Origin of the sequence: Bacillus massilinigeriensis (assembly GCF_900111815.1) — a bacterium.
GTDB lineage: Bacteria > Bacillota > Bacilli > Bacillales > Cytobacillaceae > Mesobacillus_C > Mesobacillus_C mediterraneensis.
In genome coordinates, this window is record NZ_LT630004.1 from 1,179,455 (window position 1) to 1,205,341 (window position 25,887).

Annotated in this window: 24 protein-coding genes; all 24 read left to right on the forward strand. The window is 42.9% G+C overall.

The genetic code is table 11. The annotated features are described in order from the left end of the window. Positions 1 to 14 precede the first annotated feature (14 nt). Positions 15 to 2,051, forward strand: a complete 2,037-nt coding sequence (locus BQ5796_RS06305; RefSeq protein ID WP_071459463.1) for a chemotaxis protein CheA — start codon at positions 15 to 17, stop codon at positions 2,049 to 2,051. A 19-nt stretch (positions 2,052 to 2,070) separates the two neighbouring features. Continuing rightward, positions 2,071 to 2,526 carry a chemotaxis protein CheW gene (locus tag BQ5796_RS06310; RefSeq protein WP_071459464.1) on the forward strand — a complete coding sequence of 152 codons (456 nt, stop codon included), beginning with the start codon at positions 2,071 to 2,073 and terminating at the stop codon, positions 2,524 to 2,526. Between the two features lie 11 nt (positions 2,527 to 2,537). Continuing rightward, positions 2,538 to 3,182 carry a chemotaxis protein CheC gene (locus tag BQ5796_RS06315; RefSeq protein ID WP_071459465.1) on the forward strand — a complete coding sequence of 215 codons (645 nt, stop codon included), beginning with the start codon at positions 2,538 to 2,540 and terminating at the stop codon, positions 3,180 to 3,182. Then, complete coding sequence (locus tag BQ5796_RS06320) at positions 3,175 to 3,672, forward strand: chemotaxis protein CheD (RefSeq protein WP_071459466.1); 498 nt, start codon at positions 3,175 to 3,177, stop codon at positions 3,670 to 3,672. Before BQ5796_RS06315 ends, BQ5796_RS06320 begins: the two co-directional genes overlap by 8 nt. Positions 3,673 to 3,741: 69 nt before the next feature. Further along, positions 3,742 to 4,503, forward strand: coding sequence for a FliA/WhiG family RNA polymerase sigma factor (locus tag BQ5796_RS06325; RefSeq protein ID WP_071459467.1), 762 nt, complete (start codon positions 3,742 to 3,744; stop codon positions 4,501 to 4,503). 15 nt (positions 4,504 to 4,518) lie between these two features. After that, positions 4,519 to 5,883, forward strand: coding sequence for a flagellar assembly protein A (locus tag BQ5796_RS06330; protein ID WP_071459468.1), 1,365 nt, complete (start codon positions 4,519 to 4,521; stop codon positions 5,881 to 5,883). Between the two features lie 54 nt (positions 5,884 to 5,937). Beyond that, positions 5,938 to 6,471 (forward strand): hypothetical protein, encoded by a 534-nt coding sequence (locus BQ5796_RS06335; RefSeq protein WP_071459469.1) that lies wholly within the window; start codon positions 5,938 to 5,940, stop codon positions 6,469 to 6,471. 151 nt (positions 6,472 to 6,622) lie between these two features. Beyond that, a complete protein-coding gene (rpsB, locus tag BQ5796_RS06340; protein ID WP_071459470.1) occupies positions 6,623 to 7,345 on the forward strand; it encodes a 30S ribosomal protein S2 in 723 nt (240 codons plus the stop codon). A gap of 130 nt (positions 7,346 to 7,475) precedes the next feature. Then, complete coding sequence (gene tsf / locus BQ5796_RS06345) at positions 7,476 to 8,360, forward strand: translation elongation factor Ts (RefSeq protein WP_071459471.1); 885 nt, start codon at positions 7,476 to 7,478, stop codon at positions 8,358 to 8,360. A 95-nt stretch (positions 8,361 to 8,455) separates the two neighbouring features. Beyond that, positions 8,456 to 9,181, forward strand: a complete 726-nt coding sequence (pyrH, locus tag BQ5796_RS06350; protein ID WP_071459472.1) for a UMP kinase — start codon at positions 8,456 to 8,458, stop codon at positions 9,179 to 9,181. Beyond that, positions 9,181 to 9,738: a ribosome recycling factor gene (gene frr, locus BQ5796_RS06355; RefSeq protein ID WP_071459473.1), complete on the forward strand. Its 558-nt coding sequence runs from the start codon at positions 9,181 to 9,183 to the stop codon at positions 9,736 to 9,738. Before pyrH ends, frr begins: the two co-directional genes overlap by 1 nt. A gap of 230 nt (positions 9,739 to 9,968) precedes the next feature. Next, complete coding sequence (gene uppS, locus BQ5796_RS06360) at positions 9,969 to 10,748, forward strand: undecaprenyl pyrophosphate synthase (RefSeq protein ID WP_071459474.1); 780 nt, start codon at positions 9,969 to 9,971, stop codon at positions 10,746 to 10,748. A 12-nt stretch (positions 10,749 to 10,760) separates the two neighbouring features. After that, positions 10,761 to 11,549, forward strand: a complete 789-nt coding sequence (locus BQ5796_RS06365) for a phosphatidate cytidylyltransferase (protein ID WP_071459475.1) — start codon at positions 10,761 to 10,763, stop codon at positions 11,547 to 11,549. A 30-nt stretch (positions 11,550 to 11,579) separates the two neighbouring features. Beyond that, positions 11,580 to 12,722: a 1-deoxy-D-xylulose-5-phosphate reductoisomerase gene (gene dxr, locus BQ5796_RS06370; protein ID WP_071459476.1), complete on the forward strand. Its 1,143-nt coding sequence runs from the start codon at positions 11,580 to 11,582 to the stop codon at positions 12,720 to 12,722. An 81-nt stretch (positions 12,723 to 12,803) separates the two neighbouring features. Next, the gene (rseP, locus tag BQ5796_RS06375; protein WP_071459477.1) at positions 12,804 to 14,063 is read left to right on the forward strand and encodes an RIP metalloprotease RseP; all 1,260 of its coding nucleotides are present in this window, start codon (positions 12,804 to 12,806) and stop codon (positions 14,061 to 14,063) included. A 62-nt stretch (positions 14,064 to 14,125) separates the two neighbouring features. Next, on the forward strand, positions 14,126 to 15,829 hold the full coding sequence (locus BQ5796_RS06380; RefSeq protein ID WP_071461176.1) for a proline--tRNA ligase: 1,704 nt from the start codon (positions 14,126 to 14,128) through the stop codon (positions 15,827 to 15,829). A gap of 146 nt (positions 15,830 to 15,975) precedes the next feature. Beyond that, positions 15,976 to 20,298 (forward strand): PolC-type DNA polymerase III, encoded by a 4,323-nt coding sequence (locus BQ5796_RS06385; protein WP_428839290.1) that lies wholly within the window; start codon positions 15,976 to 15,978, stop codon positions 20,296 to 20,298. 187 nt (positions 20,299 to 20,485) lie between these two features. Then, on the forward strand, positions 20,486 to 20,956 hold the full coding sequence (rimP, locus tag BQ5796_RS06390; RefSeq protein WP_071459479.1) for a ribosome maturation factor RimP: 471 nt from the start codon (positions 20,486 to 20,488) through the stop codon (positions 20,954 to 20,956). A 59-nt stretch (positions 20,957 to 21,015) separates the two neighbouring features. Next, positions 21,016 to 22,128, forward strand: a complete 1,113-nt coding sequence (gene nusA, locus BQ5796_RS06395) for a transcription termination factor NusA (RefSeq protein ID WP_071459480.1) — start codon at positions 21,016 to 21,018, stop codon at positions 22,126 to 22,128. Between the two features lie 17 nt (positions 22,129 to 22,145). Beyond that, positions 22,146 to 22,427, forward strand: a complete 282-nt coding sequence (gene rnpM / locus BQ5796_RS06400; protein ID WP_071461177.1) for an RNase P modulator RnpM — start codon at positions 22,146 to 22,148, stop codon at positions 22,425 to 22,427. Continuing rightward, positions 22,427 to 22,726 carry a YlxQ family RNA-binding protein gene (locus BQ5796_RS06405; RefSeq protein ID WP_071459481.1) on the forward strand — a complete coding sequence of 100 codons (300 nt, stop codon included), beginning with the start codon at positions 22,427 to 22,429 and terminating at the stop codon, positions 22,724 to 22,726. The genes rnpM and BQ5796_RS06405 overlap by 1 nt, the downstream gene beginning before the upstream one ends. A gap of 19 nt (positions 22,727 to 22,745) precedes the next feature. Next, positions 22,746 to 25,208, forward strand: a complete 2,463-nt coding sequence (infB, locus tag BQ5796_RS06410; protein WP_071459482.1) for a translation initiation factor IF-2 — start codon at positions 22,746 to 22,748, stop codon at positions 25,206 to 25,208. After that, entirely contained in the window at positions 25,208 to 25,489 is a 282-nt protein-coding gene (locus BQ5796_RS06415) for a DUF503 domain-containing protein (protein ID WP_071459483.1), read from the forward strand. The genes infB and BQ5796_RS06415 overlap by 1 nt, the downstream gene beginning before the upstream one ends. Before the next feature lie 16 nt (positions 25,490 to 25,505). Then, complete coding sequence (gene rbfA / locus BQ5796_RS06420; protein ID WP_071459484.1) at positions 25,506 to 25,871, forward strand: 30S ribosome-binding factor RbfA; 366 nt, start codon at positions 25,506 to 25,508, stop codon at positions 25,869 to 25,871. Positions 25,872 to 25,887 lie beyond the last annotated feature (16 nt).

A 25,887-nucleotide genomic window follows, 5' to 3' on the forward strand; every position in this document is an offset into this window, starting at 1 on the left:
CGGAGGTGAAGACAATGGATACAAATCAATACTTAGATATATTTCTCGAAGAAAGTAGAGAGCATCTGCAGTCTTGTAATGATCATTTATTGAAACTAGAAAAGAATCCTGATGATCTATTAATCGTAAATGAAATTTTTAGGTCCGCTCATACACTGAAAGGCATGTCGGCCACGATGGGATTTGAAGATCTCGCCAGCTTGACTCATAAAATGGAGAATGTATTGGATGCCATCCGTAATGAAAAGCTATCTGTTGACCCTGAGATACTCGATGTCGTATTTCTTGCTGTCGATCAGCTGGAAGAAATGGTGGAATCAATCGCATCAGGAGGCGATGGCAAGTTAGATGTCTCTGCTACAACAGAAAAACTCGAAAAGATGGAACGTGGAGACCATTCTGGCAAACCAGGACTCAAAACGGAAGGTGTCTCGGATATCGTTCTAGAAAACACTGTTCTTTCCAAATTGGATGAATATGAGCTTACTGTAATCCGACAATCAACTGAACAGGGGTTTAGAGCCTATGAAGGCTGTATTGCTTTGCGTGAGGACTGCCTGTTGAAGGCAGCACGTGTTTATATGATCTTTGATGTGCTGGAAAAATCGGGAGAGATTATAAAGGCATTGCCTTCAGTAGATCAGCTTGAAGAAGAGAATTTTGATTGTGAGTTTTCAGTCGTTATCTTAACAAAGGAAAACCCTGATGATATAAGGTCCAAGGTATTAAAGGTTGCTGAAGTGGATAAGGTTGATTTCTCCATCATTTCTTTTTCTGAAGAACTGCTTCCCGAAGAGGTACAGGACAATAGTGCCGAAAAAGAGGATGCCGTTGAAGAAGAGAAAGATGCTAAGGACTTAAAGCTTGTTGATCAAGAGACTCACAAAGAGAAAAAAAGCACGCACAGCAACAAGACCATTAGGGTAAATATCGAGAGGCTCGATATTCTTATGAACTTGTTTGAAGAACTAGTAATTGACAGAGGGCGCCTTGAACAAATATCTAAAGAACTAAATAACAGTGAGCTGCATGAGACGGTGGAACGTATGTCAAGAGTATCTGGAGATTTACAGAGTATCATCTTAAACATGAGAATGGTTCCTGTAGAAACAGTATTTAACAGATTCCCACGCATGATCAGGCAGCTAGCACGAGATTTAAACAAAAAGATCAGTTTGACGATCATCGGTGCGGAAACAGAACTTGATCGTACAGTAATAGATGAAATTGGTGATCCGCTTGTCCATTTGCTGCGAAATTCAGTCGATCATGGAATTGAAACTCCTAAGGAACGTATCCAAAAAGGAAAAAAGGAAGAGGGAAGCGTTGTTCTTCGAGCGTATCATAGCGGAAATCATGTTTTTATCGAAATTGAAGATGATGGGGCAGGAATTAACAGGGCGAAAGTTCTTGAGAAAGCTATTGATAGAGGAATTGTTTCTAGGCAAGTAGCAGAAGGATTTACAGACAGGCAGGTTAATGAATTAATACTATCCTCAGGCTTTTCCACCGCAGATGTCATCTCTGATATCTCAGGAAGGGGAGTCGGACTTGATGTCGTAAAAAATACAATTGAATCACTGGGTGGGTCTATTACCATTGATTCCAAGGAAAATGAAGGCACTTTATTTTCCATTGTTCTCCCTCTGACGCTTTCGATTATTTCCGTCATGCTGGTAGAAATTGAAAAAGAGAAATATGCAATACCGTTAACTTCGATAATAGAGACTGCTATTGTGAAAACAAGTGATATTCTTAATGCTCATAATCAAAAAGTGATTGATTTTAGAGGTAAGGTTGTTCCGCTTCTGTTTTTAAAGGAAGTCTTTGAAGTTCCATCAGAACAAAAGGAAGAAGCTTTTCATTCTGTTATCATCGTTCGCAAAGGTGAGAAAATGGCGGGTCTTGTTGTCGATTCCTTTATTGGACAACAGGAAGTAGTTTTAAAGAGTCTTGGAAACTATTTAAATAATGTATTTGCTATTTCCGGCGCCACAATTCTTGGGGATGGTCAAGTAGCACTGATTGTCGATTGCAATGCGCTAATTTAGTAATGGGAGAAGTGATCGAATGTCGGAAACTTTGATGAAAGACATGAAGGTAATTGTTTTTGAGTTAACAGATAAAGAATATGCTATTCCAGTTAACAATGTTAAATCGATAGAAAAGCTGGAGCATATAACACGAGTGCCGCATACTTTTCCTTTTGTAGAGGGTGTAATCAACTTGCGGGGTGTAGTAACACCGATTATCGATTTAAGGAAGCGATTCGACCTGCTGCCAAAAGATTACGATGATTCAACAAGGGTCATCATCGTTTCAGAGGGTGAGAATGAGGTTGGTTTAATCGTAGATGCAGCAAACGACGTTATTGATTTACCTGCTGAAAGCATCGAGCCCCCGCCGGAGATAGTTGGCAGCATTTCTGCCGATTTTATACAAGGAGTAGCCAAGCTTGAAAGGAGACTATTGATTCTCATTGAGCTTGAGAGCATATTAGGCCAAGGAGAAAACTGGCAGGAATAAGGGTGGGATTTATGTCGTTACGATCCAAAATATCGGAAATGCAGCTTGATATATTGAAGGAGATCGGGAATATCGGTGCTGGCCATGCAGCGACTTCCCTATCTACAATGCTAAATAAAAAAATAGACATGAAGGTCCCAAGTGTAAGAATTGTATCTTTCGACGAAATGATAGAAATTACTGGTGGTGCAGAGGCTATTGTCGCTGGGGTATTTTTAAGGATAGAGGGGGACGCACCTGGAAGTATGTTCTTCCTCCTTCCAGTAGGACAAGCGGAAAAGTATATTCAGCAACTGCTTGGAGATCATTCTATCACACTTCATAATCCACATGAGAATGAATTGGGTTTATCCGTTCTTCAAGAATTGGGAAATATTCTTGCAGGTTCCTATCTCACTTCACTATCGGATTTTACTGGACTGTCCATGCATCCATCTGTCCCAGCTTTGGGAATAGACATGGCTGGCGCCGTTGTGGGAAGCGGTCTTATGGAGGTTTCTCGAGCCGGTGACTATGCGATCCTTATTGATACTGTTGTAAAGGAAGATGTTGCGCCGTCTAACTTGGAAGGAGTAAAAGCACATTTTTATCTTATGCCTGATCCAGACTCTTTTTCAATTATTTTTACAGCGCTTGGAGTAGAACACGATGGATAGCTCATTTCAAGTAATTAAGGTAGGAATTGCAGATATGAACGTTGTGGAGATACCCGACTCCATAAGAACAACAGGCTTAGGCTCCTGCGTTGGCCTTGTGCTCTACGATCAGTGCAGGAAAATTGCGGGAATGGTTCATGTTATGCTCCCTTCCTCCAATCTAGCAAAAAATGGCGCAATGAACAGGGCGAAGTTTGCGGACACCGCTGTTCCAGATCTTGCTACGCTTCTTGTTCAAAAAGGGGCCAGACAATCTTCTCTTAGAGCTAAACTTGCTGGCGGTGCCCAAATGTTTCAATTTTCAGGAGGCAGCGATTTGATGAGAATTGGTCCTAGGAATGTAGAAGCAGTAAAGGACCAGTTGAAACAGATGAAGATCCCCGTGATTGCAGAGGATGTCGGGGGAAATAATGGTAGAACGATTGAATTCAGTACCACTTCATATATGTTGCAGATCAAGACAGTTAATAGCGGAGTAACATTGATTTAACAAGGAACTTGTCGACTCTAATGAATACGCAAAGGGCAGTAAGAGTATTTAGAAGATAGGGGGATGAGAATGGGACAGGCATCAGCTTGCGATGAACAGGAGATATGGAACAGATGGATACATTCCCGAGACAGGGAAGCTGCGAATATGCTTATCAAAAGATATATGCAGTTGGTTTCCTATCATGTGCAGAGAATAGCAGCCACTCTCCCTAAAAGTGTTTCACGGGAAGATTTGAAGAGCCTTGGCATGATTGGACTGTATGATGCTTTAGAAAAGTTTGATCATAAAAGGGATTTGAAGTTCGATACGTACGCTTCTTTCCGTATTAGAGGAGCAATCCTTGATGGGCTTAGAAAAGAGGACTGGCTGCCGAGAAGTACAAGGGAGAAAGCGAAGAAAATTGAAGCTGCAATTGAAAGACTTGAACAAAAATATATGAGGAATGTTTCTGTGGAAGAAATCGGGGCGGAACTTGGGATGAGTGAAGAAGAAATTATCTCAACCGTGAACGAGCATTTTTTCGCAAATATCCTTTCCATAGATGAACATTCTGGTGAAGAAGATCGTGAGGGACAATCCTATTCTATCAAGGACACTAGGACTGCCACTCCCGAAGAAAACATTGTCAAGGGAGAAACCCTTGAAGAAATGGCAAATTTAATTTCCCAGCTGAACGAGAAGGAACAGACTGTACTTAGTTTGTTTTACCGCGAAGAGCTGACATTGACTGAGATCGGCCACGTTATGAGCCTATCGACATCCAGAATTTCACAAATTCATTCGAGGGCCCTTTTCAAACTTAGAAAACTCCTTGAAAAAGCAGGATGAAACAGGGGATGAACAATGGACACTCACTATCGGATCAGTTTATCCAAAGACAGGTTGACGGCCAGGCTAAGCCTGTTTCCTTGCAAAGGAGCTTCATCACCTTTTGAAGGAAGCATGGAAGAAATTCTGGCAAATGAGAATATCGTATTTGGAATTAACCGGCAAGCACTTAAACAATTGGAGGAATCTACTCAAGCAGAGCCGATATCTGTAGTGGTTGCCGAAGGCGTCAGGCCGGTAAATGGCCGCGACGCCTATTTGCACAGGGAATTACATGCTGAGGAGGAAGAATCCGGGGGAAGGCTGAACTACAGGGATGTATTAAAAATACCAGCAGTCAAGAAAGGACAGCTGATAGCAACAATTGTCCCGGCAAGCAACGGAGAAGACGGGATTGATGTAACAGGGAATCCAGTACGGGCAAAGCGTGGGAAGCCGTTAAATCTATCAGTTGGCAAAAATGTAGTCGAGAAAAATGGAAGATTATTCTCCTTAGCGGACGGACAACTATGTGTTACACATAAATCCATATCTGTCAACCCGCTATTTGAAGTGAAGGGAGATCTTGATTTACGGGTTGGGAATGTCAATTTCCCTGGTACCATCATCATCCGAGGGGACGTACCATCAGGTTATGAGCTTACAGCAGGAGGTGACATCATAGTCCAGGGAACCGTCGATGCTGCCTCTCTTAAAGCAGAAGGGAACATTTTCGTAAAAGGTGGTATAGCATCAGGGCAAAAGGGGATCGTGGAAGCAGAAGGAAATGTTGAAGCCTCCTATTTAAACCAGGGAAATGTAACTGCCGGCGGAGATGTGCATATAACCGCTTCCGTATTGAATAGCAGAGTGATAGCGGGCGGGAATATCGATTGCCGGAGAGGAACCATTATCGGAGGGATGTCTGCTGCCGGGAAAAATATTTTTGTAAAAGATCTAGGCAATCATCTTTATTCCAAAACAGAGCTAGCCGCAGGTTTTTCCCCTCTTTTAATTCAGGAAGAACGCCAACTTCTTGAAAAACTAAGAGAAGCAAAAGCTAAATGGAAACAGCTTTCCGAAATCGATAAAAAAGTCGCAAGTCTCGAAAATGCAAATATCAGACTTTCTCCACAGCAGTATGCAATGCTGGAAAAGCAAAAAATGACGAAGAGAGCGATTGAAAAAGAACTGTACTTTTTGGAAGGTCGACTGCTCGAAGTGGAATTAGAAAAGCATGAACAGTCTAAAGTGAAAATCGCCACCTATGGCAAGGTATTTCCAAATGTAAAGGTGCATTTCGGTAAATATACTACCACAACGACCGAAGTGCTCACAGACATGGTTTTTTATTTGTTTGGAAGTGAAATACGGTACCGAAAAAATGAAGACATGAAATAAAACATCATGAACGCTTAACTGGAATGGTGCAGGATTTTAGCAGAAGGAACAAATTTGATTACAGCGAACTGGAGCGAGACGATGATATTATTTTTACTGCTTCTTAGCCTGGCGCTAAACGCTGGCTGTATCTATGCGATTATTTTGCTTTATATGAGACAAAACGGGATGATGAAGGTGGAGAAAGATAACAAGAGGCTGATCAAAGAGATGGAAGAGATTTTTTCAGGGTACATGTTAGAGTTGAAAGAAGAAAATGAATCCTTTCTCAGACAGCTTTCCTCCATACAGCAGAAAGAGAAAAATCTTAGCGTGAAAGAAATTGATGACAGCGAAGATGCTGTCATAAAAAACGGGAACAGCGGAGAACAAATTGCTTTTTCCGTTAAAGTTCCATCCGCAAGCCGTTCAGTCATAGAAAAAGCATATACAGCCCTTGAATCGGAACCCAGGAAGCAAAAAAAAGAAGCGTTAGTCGATACGATTAAAGAGCTTAAAGAAGAAGGACGTTCGACAGAAGAGATTGCAAAGCTTTTAAATAAAGGGAAAACTGAAGTGGAATTAATGTTGAAATTACAGAAAAAATGACAGTTAAGCTTGATTGAGCGCACTACATATGCTATATTATTTCTTGGTGTTAATACACACGCTCGCTGATTCCGGCGGATGGTGCTGCATTTGCAGTTTCCGCCTGAAGATGATGCGAACGGAGGAAAACAAACCATTAGGAGGAAAAAACATGTCAGTCATTTCTATGAAGCAATTGCTTGAAGCTGGTGTACACTTCGGTCACCAGACTCGCCGTTGGAACCCTAAGATGAAGAAGTATATCTTCACTGAGCGTAACGGCATCTATATTATCGACCTTCAAAAGACGGTTAAAAAAGTAGAAGAAGCATACAACTGGGTAAAAGAACTTGCAGCTGAAGGCGGCACAGTACTTTTCGTTGGTACAAAGAAACAAGCGCAAGATTCCGTTAAGGAAGAGGCGACTCGTTCTGGTATGTACTTTGTGAACCAGCGTTGGCTTGGCGGTACATTGACAAATTTTGAAACAATTCAAAAGCGTATTTCACGCCTGAAAAAGATCGAAAAAATGGAAGAGGACGGCACTTTCGAAGTACTTCCTAAGAAAGAAGTTGTCCAACTTAAGAAAGAACAAGAACGCCTGGAGAAATTCCTTGGCGGTATCAAGGACATGAAAAAGCTTCCTGATGCACTTTTCATCATCGACCCACGCAAAGAGCGCATCGCAGTAGCTGAAGCTCGCAAGCTGAACATTCCAATCGTTGGTATTGTTGATACAAACTGCGACCCGGATGAAATCGATGTAATCATTCCTGCGAATGACGATGCAATCCGTGCGGTTAAGCTTTTGACAGGCAAAATGGCGGATGCTATCCTAGAAGCGAAACAAGGCGAAGAAATTGCTGAAACTCCTGCTGAAGAAGTAGAAGCTTAATTTTTCAAGGTAATGGGAAAGGTGATAATAGGGTATCCTTTATCACCTTTTTTTAAGCCTTATTGTGAATACTATAAAAGGTTTAAACTTGCAATGGTACATACCCATTTAATTAAAGGAGGAAATCGTAATGGCAATTACTGCACAAATGGTTAAAGAACTTCGTGAACAAACTGGAGCAGGCATGATGGACTGCAAAAAAGCGCTCCAAGAAACAAACGGAGATATGGAGAAAGCAATTGATTTTCTTCGTGAAAAAGGTATTGCAAAAGCCGCTAAAAAAGGTGACAGAATCGCTGCTGAAGGATTGGCATCTGTCATTGTTGATGGAAACGAAGCGGTTATTCTTGAAGTGAACTCTGAAACAGACTTTGTTGCAAAGAATGAAGGTTTCCAAACACTTGTTAAAGAATTGGGAGCACACCTATTGAAGAACAAGCCTGCAACAGTGGAAGAAGCTGCCGCACAAACGATGGAAAATGGAGCAACTGTTGAAGCGCATATCAACACTGCAATTGCAAAAATCGGAGAGAAACTTTCCCTTCGCCGTTTTGAAATCAAGACAAAAAATGATGGAGACGCATTCGGCGCCTACCTTCATATGGGCGGAAAGATCGCGGTTCTAACAGTTCTTCAAGGTAGCCAAGACGAGGCTGCTGCGAAAGATGTTTCCATGCATATTGCTGCATTGAATCCAAAATATATTTCTCGTGACCAAGTTTCAGAAGAAGCAGTTGAGCATGAGCGCCAAATCCTTACACAACAAGCTCTTAACGAAGGCAAGCCTGAAAACATTGTGGCGAAAATGGTGGAAGGGCGTCTAGGCAAATATTTCGAAGATGTCTGCCTTCTTGATCAGACTTTCGTTAAAAACCCAGACCAAAAGATTCGTCAATTTGTTGAATCCAAGGGCGGAACAATACGTGAATTCGTACGTTTTGAAGTAGGCGAAGGTATCGAGAAGCGTGAAGACAACTTTGCGGAAGAAGTAATGAGCCAAGTTAACAAAAAATAATTGTATCTAACATGCAACAAAACTGCAGGGAACACATTGTGTTCCCTGTTTTTGGAAAGGATAACAATGAGTTCAGCTCTTTCTAGGAGGTTTTTATGGGTACCCCAAAATATAAACGTGTAGTATTAAAACTTAGCGGAGAGGCCCTTGCAGGAGAACAGGGCTTTGGAATCAACCCTGCCGTAATCAAAAATGTTGCTGCTCAAGTGAGAGAAATCGCAGAGCTCGGCGTCGAAGTAGCAGTAGTTGTAGGAGGCGGCAATATTTGGCGTGGAAAAATCGGTGAAGAAATGGGAATGGACCGTGCAACTGCTGATTATATGGGCATGCTTGCGACTGTCATGAATTCACTTGCTCTTCAGGATAGCTTGGAACTAGAAGGAATTGAGACAAGGGTTCAAACATCTATTGAAATGCGTCAAGTAGCGGAGCCGTATATTCGCAGAAGGGCAATCCGACATCTTGAAAAGACAAGAGTTGTCATCTTCGCTGCGGGCACTGGCAATCCATACTTTTCAACAGATACGACAGCAGCATTAAGAGCTGCGGAAATCGAAGCAGATGTTATTCTCATGGCGAAAAACAATGTTGACGGTGTGTATTCCGCTGACCCGCGCACTGACAAGAACGCGGTGAAATATGATGAGCTATCCTATTTGGATGTTTTAAAAGAAGGCCTTGCAGTGATGGATTCTACAGCTTCCTCGCTATGCATGGATAATAATATCCCGCTTATCGTCTTTTCCATTATGGAAGAGGGGAATATCAAACGTGCTGTTATGGGTGAAGAAATCGGGACAATCGTAAGGGGGAAAAACTAATGCCAAAACAAGTGATTGCAAATGCGAAAGACAGAATGACAAAAGCAATTGGAGCATACACGAGAGAACTTGCCTCCATTCGTGCCGGAAGGGCGAGTGCATCCCTGCTCGACAGAATTACAGTAGATTATTATGGAGCACCAACACCGGTAAACCAATTGGCCGGCATCTCTGTACCAGAAGCACGCCTCTTAGTCATTCAGCCGTATGACAAAAGTATTCTTGGGGAAATCGAGAAAGCAATATTAAAATCAGACCTTGGTATTAACCCGACAAATGACGGTTCCCTCATCCGCATCATGATTCCGCAGCTTACGGAAGAGCGCCGTAAAGAGCTGGCAAAACAAGTGAAAAAGGAATCAGAAGAAGCGAAAGTAGGAATCCGCAACATTCGTCGCGACGCTAATGATGAGTTGAAAAAGCTGGAGAAAAACGGTGAAATTACAGAAGATGTACATCGTGGTTATTCTGATGATGTTCAGAAATTGACAGATGAATTCATCGGAAAAATTGACCAGATTACGAAGGATAAAGAGAAGGAAATCATGGAAATATAATTTTTCGATGCCAAAAAGACCCTCTGATGACGGGGGTTTTTTCTCTATTTGAGATTAATTTAAGACTTAATAGTCTCGAACTTCTGAGCAGCCCATGACTTACATATAATTTTTTAGAGATATCTTTTTCCATTTTTGATATGATAGGAGCATGTGAAAAACAGCAATTGAATTCGCCTTTTTGTTTTTTCACACGAGGAACGTATATCCTATTCTGGGGGAGCTGGCTTATGTTAAAAAAAATAAATCCGTGGAAGAACAATAAAAAACCTTCCAGTTTCCATGAGCGGATTGAGCAGGTTAAAAAGGAAAATATACCTGCTCACGTCGCAATCATTATGGACGGGAATGGGAGGTGGGCCAAGAAACGCTCTTTGCCAAGGATTGCGGGCCATCATGAAGGGATGAAGGTTGTCAGGAAGATTACAAGGCTTGCCAGCGAGCTCGGTATTAAAACGTTAACTGTATATGCGTTTTCAACGGAAAATTGGAAAAGGCCAAAATCCGAAGTCGACTTTTTGATGAAGCTGCCGGAGGAATTTTTGGGGACATTTCTGCCTGAACTTATCGAGGAAAATGTAAGGGTCGAGATGATCGGAGAGAAAGACGGTTTGCCTGGCCACACTTTGAGGGCAGTTCAAAAAGCAATGGACTGCACATCTGGCAATAGTGGGCTCGTATTGAACTTTGCTCTTAACTATGGAAGCAGGGCCGAGATACTCAGTGCTGTGAAGAAGTTCAGCAAGGACTGCAAGGAAGGGATAATAGCTCCGGAGGCATTGACAGAAGAGGTATTTTCCTCTTATTTGATGACCTCATCTCTCCAGGAACCAGACCTTCTTATCCGGACAAGCGGCGAAATAAGACTAAGTAATTTCATGCTTTGGCAAATAGCCTATACAGAATTCTGGTTTACGGATGTACTTTGGCCGGATTTTAATGAAGATCATTTTCTTGAAGCGTTGGAAGAATACCAAGGGCGACAACGGCGCTTTGGAGGAGTTAAATAAAGGGTGGATTAAATGAAACAAAGAATCATCACAGCAGTAATAGCTGCGGCTATTTTTCTGCCAATCGTCATCGTTGGGGGAATACCTTTTGAACTCATGGTATATTTGCTAGCATCAATTGCATTATATGAAGTGCTTAAAATGAAAAATACCGCTATTTTTTCGGTTCCTGGTATTCTTTCATTGCTAGTTCTATGGGTTTTCCTTCTCCCTCCCGACAGTCAGGAGATATTCGGAACAATAGCCTCTAAGAAAATGGAGATAATTTACATAGCAATCCTCCTTTTTCTCACATACACAGTAGCGACAAAAAACCGTTTTACTTTTGAAGACGTCGCTTTTTCCATTATGGCTTTATTGTATCCGGGCATTGGCTTTTATTATTTCATGGAAACAAGAGTCGAAGGCCTGGCCTTTGTTTTCTATTCCTTGTTCATTATTTGGGCAACGGATTCAGGGGCATACTTTATCGGAAAAGCAATGGGGAAAAACAAATTATGGCCTGAAATAAGCCCGAATAAGACTGTCGAAGGTTCACTCGGTGGTGTTGTTTGTGCCTTGGCTGTTGCAGGAGGATTCTATTTGGCTGGAAGCCTTGATGTTCCATTATGGCGGCTGCTTATTGCAACAGTTTTCCTATCTGCCTTCGGACAGGTTGGCGATCTTGCTGAGTCTGCATTAAAACGGCATTTTGGTGTAAAGGATTCAGGGACAATTCTGCCAGGACACGGCGGTATTTTGGACAGGTTTGACAGCCTTCTGTTCGTTTGGCCGCTGCTTTATTTCTTTTTAATCATGTAGCGGATATAGGTAACGTTTGGAGTGAAAACATTGAGAAAAATTAGCCTTTTGGGTGCAACAGGATCTATTGGGGTACAGACACTTGATATCATTAGGGAGCACAAGGAAGAATTTTCTCTCATCTCCTTCTCTGCTGGAAAGAATATTGAATTGTCGCGTAAAATCATACTTGAGTTTATGCCTGAATATGTATCTGTCGAGTCAAAATCTGATGCTGAATCGCTTAAGGCGGAGTTTCCAGATACAGCTTTTGGTTATGGGTCCCATGGACTGCTGGAAGCCGCTGTTTATCATAAAGCGGATATCCTCGTAAACGCCGTAATGGGAAGCGTTGGTCTTCAGCCAACACTTGAAGCAATCAAGCTTGGCAGAACGATTGCGATAGCGAATAAGGAAACGCTTGTAACAGCAGGACATCTTGTTATGGGATTAGCTAAGGAATACGGTGTGAAGATTCTGCCGGTAGACAGCGAGCATTCTGCAATCTTCCAGGCATTACAAGGAGAGCATGAAAAAAACATTGAAAGATTAATTGTGACAGCTTCTGGAGGAAGCTTCCGCGATAAGACGAGAGAGGAACTAGCCGAAGTTACCGTAAAGGAAGCATTAAACCATCCCAATTGGTCGATGGGCGCGAAGATTACCATTGATTCCGCGACAATGATGAACAAAGGGCTTGAAGTTATTGAGGCTCACTGGCTTTTTTCCATGCCGTATGAGAAAATTTCTGTATTGCTTCACAAAGAAAGCATTATTCACTCGATGGTGGAATTCCACGACAGCAGCATTATTGCCCAGTTGGGAACACCTGATATGAGGGTTCCTATCCAGTATGCACTTACATACCCGGATAGAATGCCGTTGCTTTCAGGTAAACGACTTCGTCTAGAGGAAATTGGTAAGCTTCATTTTTCAAAAATGGATCTAGAACGATTCCGCTGTTTACGCTTTGCCATTGATGCAGGAAAACGCGGGGGAACGATGCCATCTGTGTTAAACGCTGCGAATGAAGTGGCGGTTGCTGCTTTCCTTGAAGGAAAAATTAGCTTTTTACAAATTGAAGCGTTGATAGAGAAGGCGCTTATACAGCATAATATAGTAAATAATCCTGATCTGGAAACCATACAGGCGGCAGATCAAGAAGCACGGCGTTTTGTCACTTCTCTCCTATAAAACAGCGTGTGAGCGACAAAAAATTTCTACAAAACAAAGGGGCAGCAAAATCCATCCCGATTAAAAAGGTGGTCATCTATATTGAGTACAGTAATAGCCTTTATCGTCATTTTCGGTGCGCTTGTATTCTTCCATGAGCTGGGCCATTTCGTCTTTGCAAAAAGGGCGGGAATATTATGCAGAGAGTTTGCTATTGGTTTTGGGCCAAAGGTATTTACTCACAAAAAGGGAGAAACAATCTATACTATCCGTCTTTTGCCAATTGGAGGGTTTGTCCGAATGGCAGGGGAAGACCCGGAAATGATTGAAATAAAGCCCGGTTACCGGATCGGCCTTTTATTTGACGGCGATGGCCTTGTGACAAAAATCATTTTAAACAACAAAAACAAATATCCGGACGCTAGAATTGTGGAAGTGGAAAAAGCGGATATCGAAAAGGATCTTTTTATAAGCGGATACGAAGAAGGGGAAGAAGAGGAAACTAAGGTTTTCAAGCTTCGTCGTGATGCTGTTCTTGTCGAAGGGAACACCGAGACGCAAATCGCTCCTTATGATCGGCAGTTTGCCTCTAAGACCCTTGGCCAAAGGACGATGGCGATTTTCGCTGGTCCAATGATGAATTTTATTCTTGCCTTTATTGTGTTCGTTATCCTTGCATTAATTCAAGGAGTACCTGTTAATGATCCGGTACTAGGTAAGCTGACGGAAGATGGAGCAGCATACAAAGCTGGATTGGCTCGGGGAGATGTCGTTCAGTCAATTGATGGGACAGAGATTTCAAGCTGGGGAGATGTCGTGGATACAATTCGCTCAAATCCGGGGAAAAGCTTGGAATTCAATGTTGAAAGGGACGGCAAGACACTTGAAATACCTGTGAAGTCGGTTGTTCAAAAGGTTGAAGATAAAACCATTGGAGTTATTGGTGTATTCAGCCCTGTCGAGAAGTCTCCATTAAAATCAATCGGATACGGACTTGAAGAAACGTACCGTTGGACAAAGGAAATATTTTTTATGCTCGGGAAACTGGTAACAGGACAGTTTTCCATCGATGCATTATCAGGTCCTGTAGGCATATATGTCTCGACTGATACTGTAGCAAAATCGGGAGTTCTCTATTTGATGCATTGGGCAGCGATACTCAGCATCAACCTTGGCATCATGAATCTTTTGCCGTTCCCAGCGCTTGATGGGGGCAGGCTAATGTTCTTCGGCATCGAGGCATTTAGGGGAAAACCGGTGGACCGTCAAAAAGAAGGAATGGTTCATTTTATTGGTTTTGCTTTGCTGATGCTATTGATGCTAGTGGTAACGTGGAACGATATCCAAAGATTTTTTCTATGATGCTCCAAACTGCAGGCCGGATAAATAGTATTTCGGCCTTATACTTGAAGAGGTGAAGAATGATGAAGCAAAGCATGATGCTCATTCCTACATTAAGGGAAAATCCGGCAGATGCGGATATAAAAAGCCATCAGCTATTATTGAGAGCAGGTTACATGCGGCAAAACGCCAGCGGGATTTACTCTTATATGCCATTGGCAAAAAGAGCGCTTCAAAAAGTGGAGGCGATCATCCGAGAAGAAATGGATGAAGCAGGAGCTGCTGAGCTTCTTATGCCGGCACTCCAGCAGTCAGAGCTTTGGCAGGAATCTGGCAGATGGTATTCTTACGGTCCTGAATTAATGAGAATTAAAGACAGAAATGAGCGAGATTTTGTTCTTGGACCAACACATGAGGAAGTAATTACAAGTCTTGTCCGGGATGAAGTTAAATCGTATAAGCGACTTCCGCTCACTCTTTATCAAATTCAGACAAAATTTAGAGATGAAAAACGCCCTCGTTTTGGTTTGCTGAGAGGGAGAGAGTTCATCATGAAGGATGCGTACTCTTTCCATGCTACAAAAGAAAGTCTTGATGATGTTTATGATAGAATTTTTACGGCTTATTCTAATATATTTGCCCGCTGCGGCTTGAACTTCCGCGCAGTCATTGCTGACTCCGGAGCGATGGGGGGCAAGGATACCCACGAATTCATGGTGCTATCAGATGTAGGAGAAGATACAATTGCTTACTCTGATACGTCTGACTATGCTGCTAACATTGAAATGGCTCCTGTTGTTACAAAGTATGAGAAAAATACAGATCCTGCAAGGGAACTTGAAAAAGTTTCTACACCTGGGCAAAAAACCATCGAAGAGGTATCCGCCTTCCTTGGAATTAAGGCGGATAATACCATTAAATCCATGCTTTTCAAAGTAGATGATCAATTTGTACTCGTACTCGTCCGCGGCGACCATGAAGTTAATGATATTAAGCTGAAAAATCTATTCTCTGCCTCTGTTGTTGAACTAGCAGAAGTAGAAGATGCAGTGAAGATTCTTGGGTGTGCTCCAGGTTCTCTTGGACCAATAGGCACTAAAGATATTGCTGTCGTAGCTGATGTGGCAGTGGAAGCTATGGCGAATGCAGTTTGTGGTGCAAATGAAGAAGGGTATCATTATCTTAACCTAAATCCGGGAAGAGACTTTGAAGTATCGCAGTATGCAGATTTGAGATTTATTCAGGAGGGCGACCCTTCGCCTGATGGACATGGGAAGATCCTTTTTGCAAAAGGGATCGAAGTTGGGCATGTTTTCAAGCTTGGTACACGGTACAGTGAAGCAATGAATGCAGTTTATCTGGATGAGAACGGGCGATCCAAGCCAATGATTATGGGCTGCTATGGAATTGGTGTTTCGAGAACGATGGCTGCAATCGCTGAGCAGTTTAATGATGAGAAAGGACTTATCTGGCCTCCGGCAGTTGCGCCATTTGCTGTCCATGTCATTGGTGTGAATATGAAGGATGCTGATCAATCAAGGGTTTCATCAGAAGTATATCAAAGCTTGAAACATGCTGGCCTCGAGGTCCTTTACGATGATCGAAATGAAAGGGCAGGCGTGAAATTTGCAGATGCAGATCTTATCGGTCTTCCTGTAAGAGTTACAGTCGGGAAGCGTGCTGCTGAAGGAATTGTTGAATTGAAATCACGCAAGACCGGAGAAGTTCTGGAAGTTTCAATCAATGAGCTGGAAAAAGAAATCAAGAACATCCTTGCAAACTGGTAGTTTTGACAATCAGTATAATAAGTGCCGGGTTCCTTTATGGAATCCGGCTTTTTTATAGGAAAGTAGAAGCTTTTTTTATGTTATAATTACATTTGCTGTAGAACTTCAGCCCGTAACAGCGGGCTTTTATGTCAGGAGGGAAAAGTGTGGATCTTTCCTCTAAGAAGAAAGAGAGCTTCCAGCATTTGCTTCAGCAGCTGGAACTGACAGAAGATAACGTATTGAACCATTTTAACAATGCTGAAATAGAAAAGGTCATTGTGGACAAGAAGTCGAAAAGCTGGCATTTTGTCTTTGCGTTGGAGAAAATCATTCCGTGCGAACTTTTTAAAAGGTTCGCTACTTCACTTGAAAGAGCATTTGCTCATATTGCTAGAGTGAACTTTACACTTCAAGTGAAAGACCAATCTTTCACAGAAAAGCTGCTCTATGATTACTGGAGAAATTGTATAAAGGAGATTGATGGAATATCCCCTCCGCTACTTAAGCTTTTAAATGAACAAGAGCCGAAGATTCAAGGCACAAAACTTGTTCTGGCGGTCGGGAATGATACAGAGGGTCTGGCCATTAAGCGGAAATATGCTGGTGTAATCTCCAATATCCTTCAGTCATTTGGCTTTCCTTTGCTGGCCATTGATACAGAGGTCGCTTTAACGGGAGCAGCCACACAATATGAAGATTTCGTCAAGGCAAAGGAAAGAGAAGATCAGGAACGGGCACTGCAGGCGATTGCTGAAATGCAAAAGCGGGAAGCAGAGAAAGATAGTGGGGATAAAATACATGATGAAGGTCCTGTCATGATTGGCTTGACCATTAAAGATGACGCTGACTTCCGCCGACTTGTAGATATTGTGGATGAAGAAAGAAGGATTGCAATTGAGGGTTATGTCTTTTTTGCTGAGACAAGGGAGCTCCGCAGTGGAAGGACCCTATTAACCTTTAAGATTACCGATTATACAAGCTCTATTATGGTGAAAATGTTCTCAAGAGATAAGGAAGATGCAGCAATATTTGGCAGGGTGAAGAAAGGTATGTGGCTGAAGGTACGAGGTAGTGTCCAAAACGATACATTTGTCCGCGACCTTGTCATGATCGGAAACGACATCAATGAAGTGAAGCCGAAACAAAGAGTGGATACCGCACCGCAGGGAGAAAAGCGCGTTGAACTGCACCTTCACTCCCCGATGAGCCAGATGGACGCTGTCACATCGGTAAGTGAACTTGTTTCTCAGGCGAAAAAATGGGGGCACAATGCAATTGCAATAACAGACCACGCAGTTGTGCAGTCTTTTCCGGAGGCTTATAGTGCAGGGAAGAAAAATGACATTAAAATACTGTATGGACTCGAAGCAAATCTTGTTGATGATGGGGTCCCGATAGCATACAATGAGACCCATCGTGAACTGGAAAGTGCCACATATGTAGTATTTGATGTGGAGACGACAGGCTTGTCTGCCGTTTATGACACCATTATTGAGTTGGCGGCGGTAAAAATAAAGGACGGGGAAATTATCGATAGATTTGAATCCTTCGCTAATCCTCACCATAAGCTTTCGGCAACAACCGTTAATCTAACAGGTATAACGGATGATATGGTAGAAAATGCTCCTGAGGTGAAAGAAGTTATCGAGCGGTTTCATGAATGGATGGAGGATGCAGTTCTTGTTGCACATAACGCTTCATTCGATATGGGATTTCTTAATGTCGAGCTTAAGAAAATTGGACTCGGCAAAGCAAAAAACCCTGTTATCGATACGTTGGAGCTGGCTAGGTTCTTGTATCCGGACATGAAGAATCATAGGCTGAATACATTAACAAAAAAGTTCGACATCGAACTCACACAGCATCACCGGGCAATTTTCGATGCAGAAGCAACTGGTTACCTTTTATGGAAAATGCTAAAAGATGCCTTTGAAAGAGAGATTCGATTCCACCATCAACTTAATGAGAATATGGGTAAGGGAAAAGCATATCAGCGTGCGCGCCCGCATCATTGCATTCTCCTTGCACAAAATGAAACAGGGTTAAAAAATCTGTTTAAGCTAGTATCCATTTCTCATATCGAGTACTTTTACCGCGTTCCCCGCATCCCGCGTTCCATCTTGCAGAAATACAGGGATGGCCTGCTGGTTGGATCCGGATGTGATAAAGGTGAAGTTTTTGAGGGGATGATGCAGAAATCCCCTGAAGAAGTGGAGGAAGTTGCTAGGTTTTATGACTACCTTGAAGTGCATCCGAAAGAAGTGTATGCACATCTTCTAGAATTGGAACTTGTGAGGGATACGAAAGCGCTCGAAGAAATTATTTCCAACATCGTAAAACTTGGAGAAAAGCTCGATCTGCCGGTAGTGGCGACAGGAAACGTTCACTATCTAAACCAAAACGATAAAATCTACCGTAAGATACTGATCAATTCACAAGGTGGTGCCAATCCACTCAACAGGCATAATCTTCCTGACGTTCATTTCCGTACAACAAATGAAATGCTGGATTGTTTTTCGTTCCTAGGCAAGGAAAAAGCGAAGGAAATCGTTGTTGTCAACCCGAACAAGATCAGTGACATGATTGAATCGATAAAGCCAATTAAGGACGATTTGTATACGCCTAAAATTGAGGGCGCAGATGAAGAAATGCGAAGTATGAGCTATGGGATGGCAAGAAAAATATATGGAGAGTCATTACCCGAAATAGTCGAAGCCAGACTGGAAAAAGAACTGAAGAGCATTATCGGCCACGGTTTTGCTGTTATCTACCTTATTTCACACAAGCTGGTGAAGAAGTCGCTTGATGACGGTTATCTTGTAGGATCCCGTGGTTCGGTCGGTTCATCTTTTGTTGCTACGATGACGGAAATTACAGAAGTCAACCCGCTTCCACCGCATTATGTCTGTCCTAATTGCAAGACTTCTGAGTTTTTCAATGATGGATCTGTTGGCTCCGGTTTTGACCTACCGGATAAGGATTGCCCTGAGTGTGGAACGAAATTTAAAAAAGATGGGCATGACATTCCGTTTGAGACATTTCTAGGCTTTAAGGGGGATAAAGTTCCCGATATCGATTTGAACTTCTCTGGTGAGTACCAGCCTAGAGCGCATAACTATACTAAGGTTCTCTTCGGGGAAGATAATGTTTACCGTGCAGGAACAATTGGAACGGTTGCAGATAAAACAGCTTTTGGATATGTAAAGGCCTATCAGCAGGATAATAACCTTCATTACCGGGGGGCTGAAATTGATAGGCTTGCATCAGGGTGCACAGGAGTAAAAAGGACAACAGGCCAGCATCCTGGAGGCATTATTGTTGTTCCGGATTATATGGACATTTATGACTTTTCCCCGATTCAATTCCCGGCAGACGCAAGTACATCTGAATGGAAGACAACCCATTTTGATTTTCATTCTATTCATGATAATTTGCTTAAGCTTGATATTCTTGGTCATGATGATCCAACCGTTATCCGCATGCTTCAGGATTTAAGCGGAATAGATCCTAAAACCATTCCTACGGATGATCCGGATGTCATGAAGATTTTTCGAAATACAGAGTCCCTTGGTGTGTCGGAAGAGCAAATAATGTGTAAAACTGGAACGCTTGGTATCCCGGAGTTCGGCACAAGATTTGTTCGTCAAATGCTGGAGGATACGAAGCCGACAACGTTCTCGGAACTGGTTCAGATATCAGGACTTTCCCATGGAACGGATGTATGGCTCGGCAATGCTCAAGAATTAATCCATAATAGTATTTGCAGCCTAAGCGAAGTAATCGGCTGCCGTGATGATATTATGGTCTATCTGATATACCAGGGATTAGAACCTGCCTTTGCCTTTAAAATCATGGAGTCTGTGCGTAAAGGAAAGGGCCTATCAGATGAAATGGAAGCAGAAATGAGAAAGAATGAAGTCCCGGAATGGTATATTGATTCCTGTAAGAAAATCAAGTATATGTTCCCTAAGGCTCACGCTGCTGCATATGTACTGATGGCTGTAAGGATTGCATATTTCAAAGTACATCATCCGCTATTATATTACGCAGCCTACTTTACTGTCAGGGCGGAAGACTTTGATGTTGAAGCGATGGTGAGGGGTTCAGAAAGCATTCGGTCAAAAATTGAAGAGATTAATGCAAAAGGACTTGATGCCTCCACTAAGGAAAAGAACCTCCTGACAGTGATGGAACTGGCACTTGAAATGTGTGAACGCGGCTTTTCTTTTCAAAAGGTGGATCTGTATAGATCACATGCGTCCGAGTTCATTATCGAGGGAAATACACTTATTCCGCCATTCAATGCCATACCGGGTCTCGGGACAAATGCTGCCGTTAATATCGTGAAAGCAAGGAAAGACGGTGAGTTTCTTTCGAAGGAGGATCTTCAGCAGCGCGGAAAAGTTTCCAAGACGATTATTGAATACCTTGATAAGCAAGGCTGCCTGGAATCGTTACCTGACCAGAACCAATTGTCTTTGTTTTAACATGTGACAGCTGTATTAGAGCCGTTTGCATTAAATGACTGGTTATGATATATTTTAATTGGAAATACTTTAGATAATCTCTGGCAGATGAGAGTGGGGAAACCCGCTCTTTCTTGTTGTTATGCACTCTTCCGGACACAGGAGGAAGAGACCGGGCAAAAGGAGCAACTTCCGAAGGAGGGATAGGATGAGCAAAGTGACAGAGGTTGTCGAAGGACTGGCTACACCTTTATTGGCAGAAATTGGCCTTGAATTGGTTGATATCGAGTATGTCAAGGAAGGAAAAAGCTGGTTCCTTCGCGTATATATCGATAAAGAAGGTGGAGTCGATATCGAGGACTGCGGACTTGTCAGTGAAAGACTAAGCGAAAAGCTGGATGAGCTGGATCCCATTCCGCATAATTATTTTTTGGAAGTATCATCACCTGGAGCGGAGCGTCCGCTTAAAAAAGAAAAGGATTACCAAAAAGCAATCGGAAAGAATGTTTTTATCAAAACATTTGAACCTATTGATGGGGAAAAAACATTTGATGGTGTCTTAATCGCATTTGATGGCGAAACGGTAACAATGGAGAGGAAAGTGAAAACAAGAAAAAAAGCAATCTCCCTTCCATACGATAAAATTGCCAGCGCACGTTTGGCTGTAACCTTTTCATAAACGATTCAGGTATTAGTAAAATACTTATTCATACCTAAAAAAAGGGGGACCAAAGCAAAATGAGCAGTGAATTATTGGATGCTCTTGAGATGCTCGAAAGAGAAAAAGGCATTTCAAGGGATGTTCTTATTGAAGCCATTGAGGCTGCCTTAATTTCCGCATACCGCCGAAATTTCAACCAGGCGCAGAATGTTCGCATCGACCTTAACCTTGCTAGTGGATCGATGAGAGTCTTTGCCAGAAAAGAAGTAGTGGACCAGGTATTTGATCCAAGACTCGAAATTTCCATAGAAGATGCGAAAAATATCAATCCAAACTATCAAGTAGAAGATGTTGTGGAATTGGAAGTGACTCCAAAGGACTTCGGGAGAATTGCTGCACAGACCGCAAAGCAAGTTGTGACTCAGCGAGTACGTGAAGCAGAACGCGGCATCATTTATTCAGAATTTATTGATCGAGAAGAAGATATTATGACTGGGATTGTTCAACGGCTTGATTCAAAATTCATCTATGTCAGTCTTGGGAAAATCGAAGCGATTCTGCCTGCAAATGAACAGATGCCCAATGAACGTTATAAACCTCATGACAGAATCAAGGTGTTTATTACAAAGGTCGAAAAGACCACGAAAGGTCCGCAAATCTTTGTTTCAAGAACACATCCCGGCCTTCTGAAACGACTGTTTGAAATTGAGGTCCCTGAAATTTATGACGGAACAGTGGAAATTAAATCAGTTTCTAGGGAAGCAGGGGACAGATCCAAAATCTCGGTTTACTCGGATAATGCGGAAGTGGATCCAGTAGGCTCCTGTGTTGGTCCAAAAGGAACTAGGGTACAGGCAGTCGTAAACGAGCTAAAAGGCGAAAAGATTGATATTGTTAAATGGTCTGAAGACCCGGTTGTTTTCGTTGCCAATGCGCTAAGTCCATCGAAAGTCCTTGACGTCATTGTCGGGGATGATGAAAAATCCACCACTGTCATTGTTCCTGACTACCAGCTTTCACTAGCAATTGGAAAACGCGGACAAAATGCTCGTCTTGCTGCAAAGCTGACAGGATGGAAGATTGACATCAAATCAGAAAGCGAAGCGCGTGAAGCCGGCATCTATCCGCGTGAAGACGCAACACTGCTTTCAGATGATATAGAAGATATTGACACAGCTGATTTTGAATAAGGGAGAGGGAAATGACTGTGAACAGCCGAAAAAAAATTCCGATGCGAAAATGTGTCGCAACCGGTGAAATGAGGCCCAAAAAGGAACTTGTTCGCATCGTTCGCTCTAAGGAGGGAGAGGTATCGATCGATCCCACCGGAAAAAAATCTGGGCGCGGTGCCTATCTTTCTAAAGAAGTGGAAGTGATCCAGCTTGCCAAGAAAAAGGGGATACTCTCCAAACAGCTGGAGGCTCCGGTTGATGTTTCCATTTACGATGAGCTGATTGAGCTAATAGAAAAGGAGAAAAGACTAATCTGATGAAAGGTCAGTGGACGTCATTGCTTGGCTTGGCCAATCGAGCGCGCAAAACCATCTCAGGTGAAGAGCTGGCCGTCAAAGAGATCAGAAACGGGAAGGCAAAGCTGGTTCTCCTTTCTAGGGATGCTTCGGTCAATACTCAAAAGAAGATACTGGATAAATGTAATTATTATCGTGTGCCCTACCGATTCGTCGAGGACAGATATACGCTTGGCGGAGCGATCGGTAAAGAAGCACGCGTGGTAGTTGCCCTACTGGATGATGGGTTTGCGAAAAAAATGTCTATGCTGCTCGATTAATTCTAGCGGGGGTGAAAATATGAGCAAAACACGTGTTTATGAATACGCTAAGAAACATAATGTTTCTAGCAAAGATGTAATTGGAAAATTGAAAGATATGAAAATAGAGGTTTCAAACCATATGACGGCAATGGAACCAGATACGGTGAGGAGATTAGACGCCATTTTTAATAAATCAGAGGATAAACAAACTACAAATAATCATGGTAACCTGCAAACAGGCCAAGGCCAACAGCGCAATTCACAAGGCGGCCAAAGGCAAGGCCAGGGCCAACAGCGCAATTCACAAGGCGGCCAAGGCGGCCAAAGGCAAGGACAAGGACAGCAGCGCAATTCACAAGGCTCACAAGGCGGTCAAAGCGGCCAAAGGCAAGGACAAGGACAGCAGCGCAATTCACAAGGCGGTCAAGGCAGCCAAGGCGGCCAAAGGCAAGGCCAGGGGCAGCAGCGCAATTCACAAGGCGGCCAAAGCGGCCAAAGGCAAGGCCAGGGGCAGCAGCGCAATTCACAAGGCGGCCAAAGCGGCCAAAGGCAAGGACAAGGACAGCAGCGTCCAACACAAAGCGGTCAACAAAGGAACCAAAATAATGGGAACAGAAAGCCGGGTGCAGCAAATGGCCGCGGTGGAAACGGTCAGAATCGCGGGATTAATCGTGGCGGTAAAGGTGGAAACAATCGGGGAAAACAGCAACAGCAGCATGTCCAGCCGGTTGTCAAGAAAGAAAGAGAACTTCCAAAGAAAATTACGTTTGTTGAGTCGCTTACAGTTGGCGAATTAGCTAAAAAACTTTATCGGGAACCTTCTGAAATCATCAAGAAACTCTTTATGCTAGGGGTTATGGCTACAATTAACCAAGATCTTGATAAAGATGCAATCGAGCTGATTGCATCGGATTATGGTGTTGAGGTAGAAGAAGAAGTACTGATTGATACGACTGACTTGGAAGTTTACTTTGCCGAAGATGAAGGGGTTGTTCTTTCGGAAAGACCACCAGTCGTAACGATTATGGGCCATGTTGACCACGGTAAAACAACATTGCTCGACTCCATCCGTAATACGAAAGTTACAGCTGGAGAAGCCGGTGGTATCACCCAGCATATCGGGGCATATCAAATCGAGGATAATGGAAAGAAAATCACTTTCCTTGATACTCCGGGACACGCAGCGTTCACAACGATGCGTGCACGTGGTGCTAAAATCACAGATATCACTATTCTTGTAGTCGCGGCTGATGACGGTGTCATGCCTCAGACAGTCGAAGCCATCAACCATGCAAAAGCTGCAAATGTACCAATTATTGTTGCAGTGAATAAAGTTGATAAGCCTACAGCAAACCCTGACAGAGTGATGCAGGAATTGACAGAACATGGTCTGGTCCCAGAAGACTGGGGCGGAGAAACGATTTTTGTTCCGCTTTCTGCCCTGACTGGAGAAGGAATTGACAGCCTTCTGGAAATGATCCTGCTTGTAAGTGAAGTGGAAGAATACAAGGCAAACAAAGATCGCCATGCAGTTGGAACAGTAATCGAAGCACAATTGGATAAAGGCCGTGGCTCTGTTGCAACATTACTTGTACAAAATGGAACACTGAAAGTTGGAGATCCTATAGTAGTCGGGAATACTTTCGGCAGAGTGCGTGCAATGGTTAATGATTTAGGCCGTAGAGTGAAGGAAGCCGGTCCATCAACACCTGTTGAAATTACCGGCTTGAACGATGTGCCGCTTGCCGGAGACAGATTTGTTGTTTTTGCAGATGAAAAAACAGCACGTCAGGTTGGAGAAGCCCGTTCTCAGCAGGCTGTACAGGCTCAGCGCAGTGAAAAGACACGCGTCAGCCTTGATACATTGTTTGAACATATGAAACAAGGGGAAATGAAAGACCTCAATCTTATTATCAAGGCGGATGTCCAAGGCTCTGTTGAGGCGCTAGCTGCAGCGTTGCAAAAATTGGACGTTGAAGGCGTTAATGTAAGAATCATTCATACTGGTGTTGGCGCAATCAATGAATCGGATATTACCCTTGCAGCAGCATCAAATGCAATTGTCATTGGATTCAATGTACGCCCTGATAATAATGCAAAGCGCGCAGCTGAATCGGAGAAAGTAGACATTCGTCTTCATAGGATCATTTACAAGGTAATAGAAGAGATTGAATCGGCTATGAAAGGGATGCTTGACCCGGTATATCAAGAAAAAACAATTGGTCAAGCAGAGGTACGTCAAACCTTCAAAGTATCCAAAATCGGAACAATTGCCGGCTCCTATGTTACCGAAGGAAAAATCACTCGTGACAGCGGAGTACGTGTTATTCGCGACGGAATCGTCATTTTTGAAGGCCAAATCGACGCGCTCAAACGCTTTAAGGATGATGCGAAGGAAGTTGCAACAGGCTACGAGTGCGGTATTACCGTTAAAAACTACAACGATCTTAAAGAAGGCGATGTATTAGAAGCATACATCATGGAAGAAGTGGAACGTTAATGATAGTAGGGCTTGCTTCTTTTGAATGCCTGATATATGATGCTTCTTCTTTAAAAGACAAGAGGTCGGTCCTACAGCGGGTCTTAACGCGGCTGAAACAGAAATTCAATGTTTCGGCCGCTGAAGTAGGCCATCAAGATGTATGGCAGCGGACAAAGCTTGCTTTTGCTGTAGTATCATCCAGCCGAGTACAGGCGGAGAGGGAATTGCATAGAGCCCTGCAATTTGTGGATTCATTCCCTGAAATTGAGCGAACCATGACAGAAATAGAATGGCTTTGAATAAGAGGTGAAGGAAATGGCTCACAGGGTAAACCGTGTAGGAGAACAAATGAAAAAAGAGTTGGGCGATATTATCGGCCGCAAGATCAAAGATCCGCGCATCGGATTTGTAACCGTTACAGATGTGGAGGTTACCGGGGATCTTCAACAGGCTAAAGTTTTTATTTCCGTTCTTGGTGATGCAACCCAGAAGGAAAATACATTAAAGGCTTTGGCGAAAGCAAAAGGATTCATCAGAAGTGAGATTGGCCGAAGAATCAGGTTGCGAAAAACCCCGGAGATTACATTCGAATTTGATCAGTCCATTGACTACGGTCACCGGATTGATACGCTGCTCCATCAAGTTCAATTAGAACATAAGGACAGCGATGATAAGGAATAGGGGAAGGATAGACAAT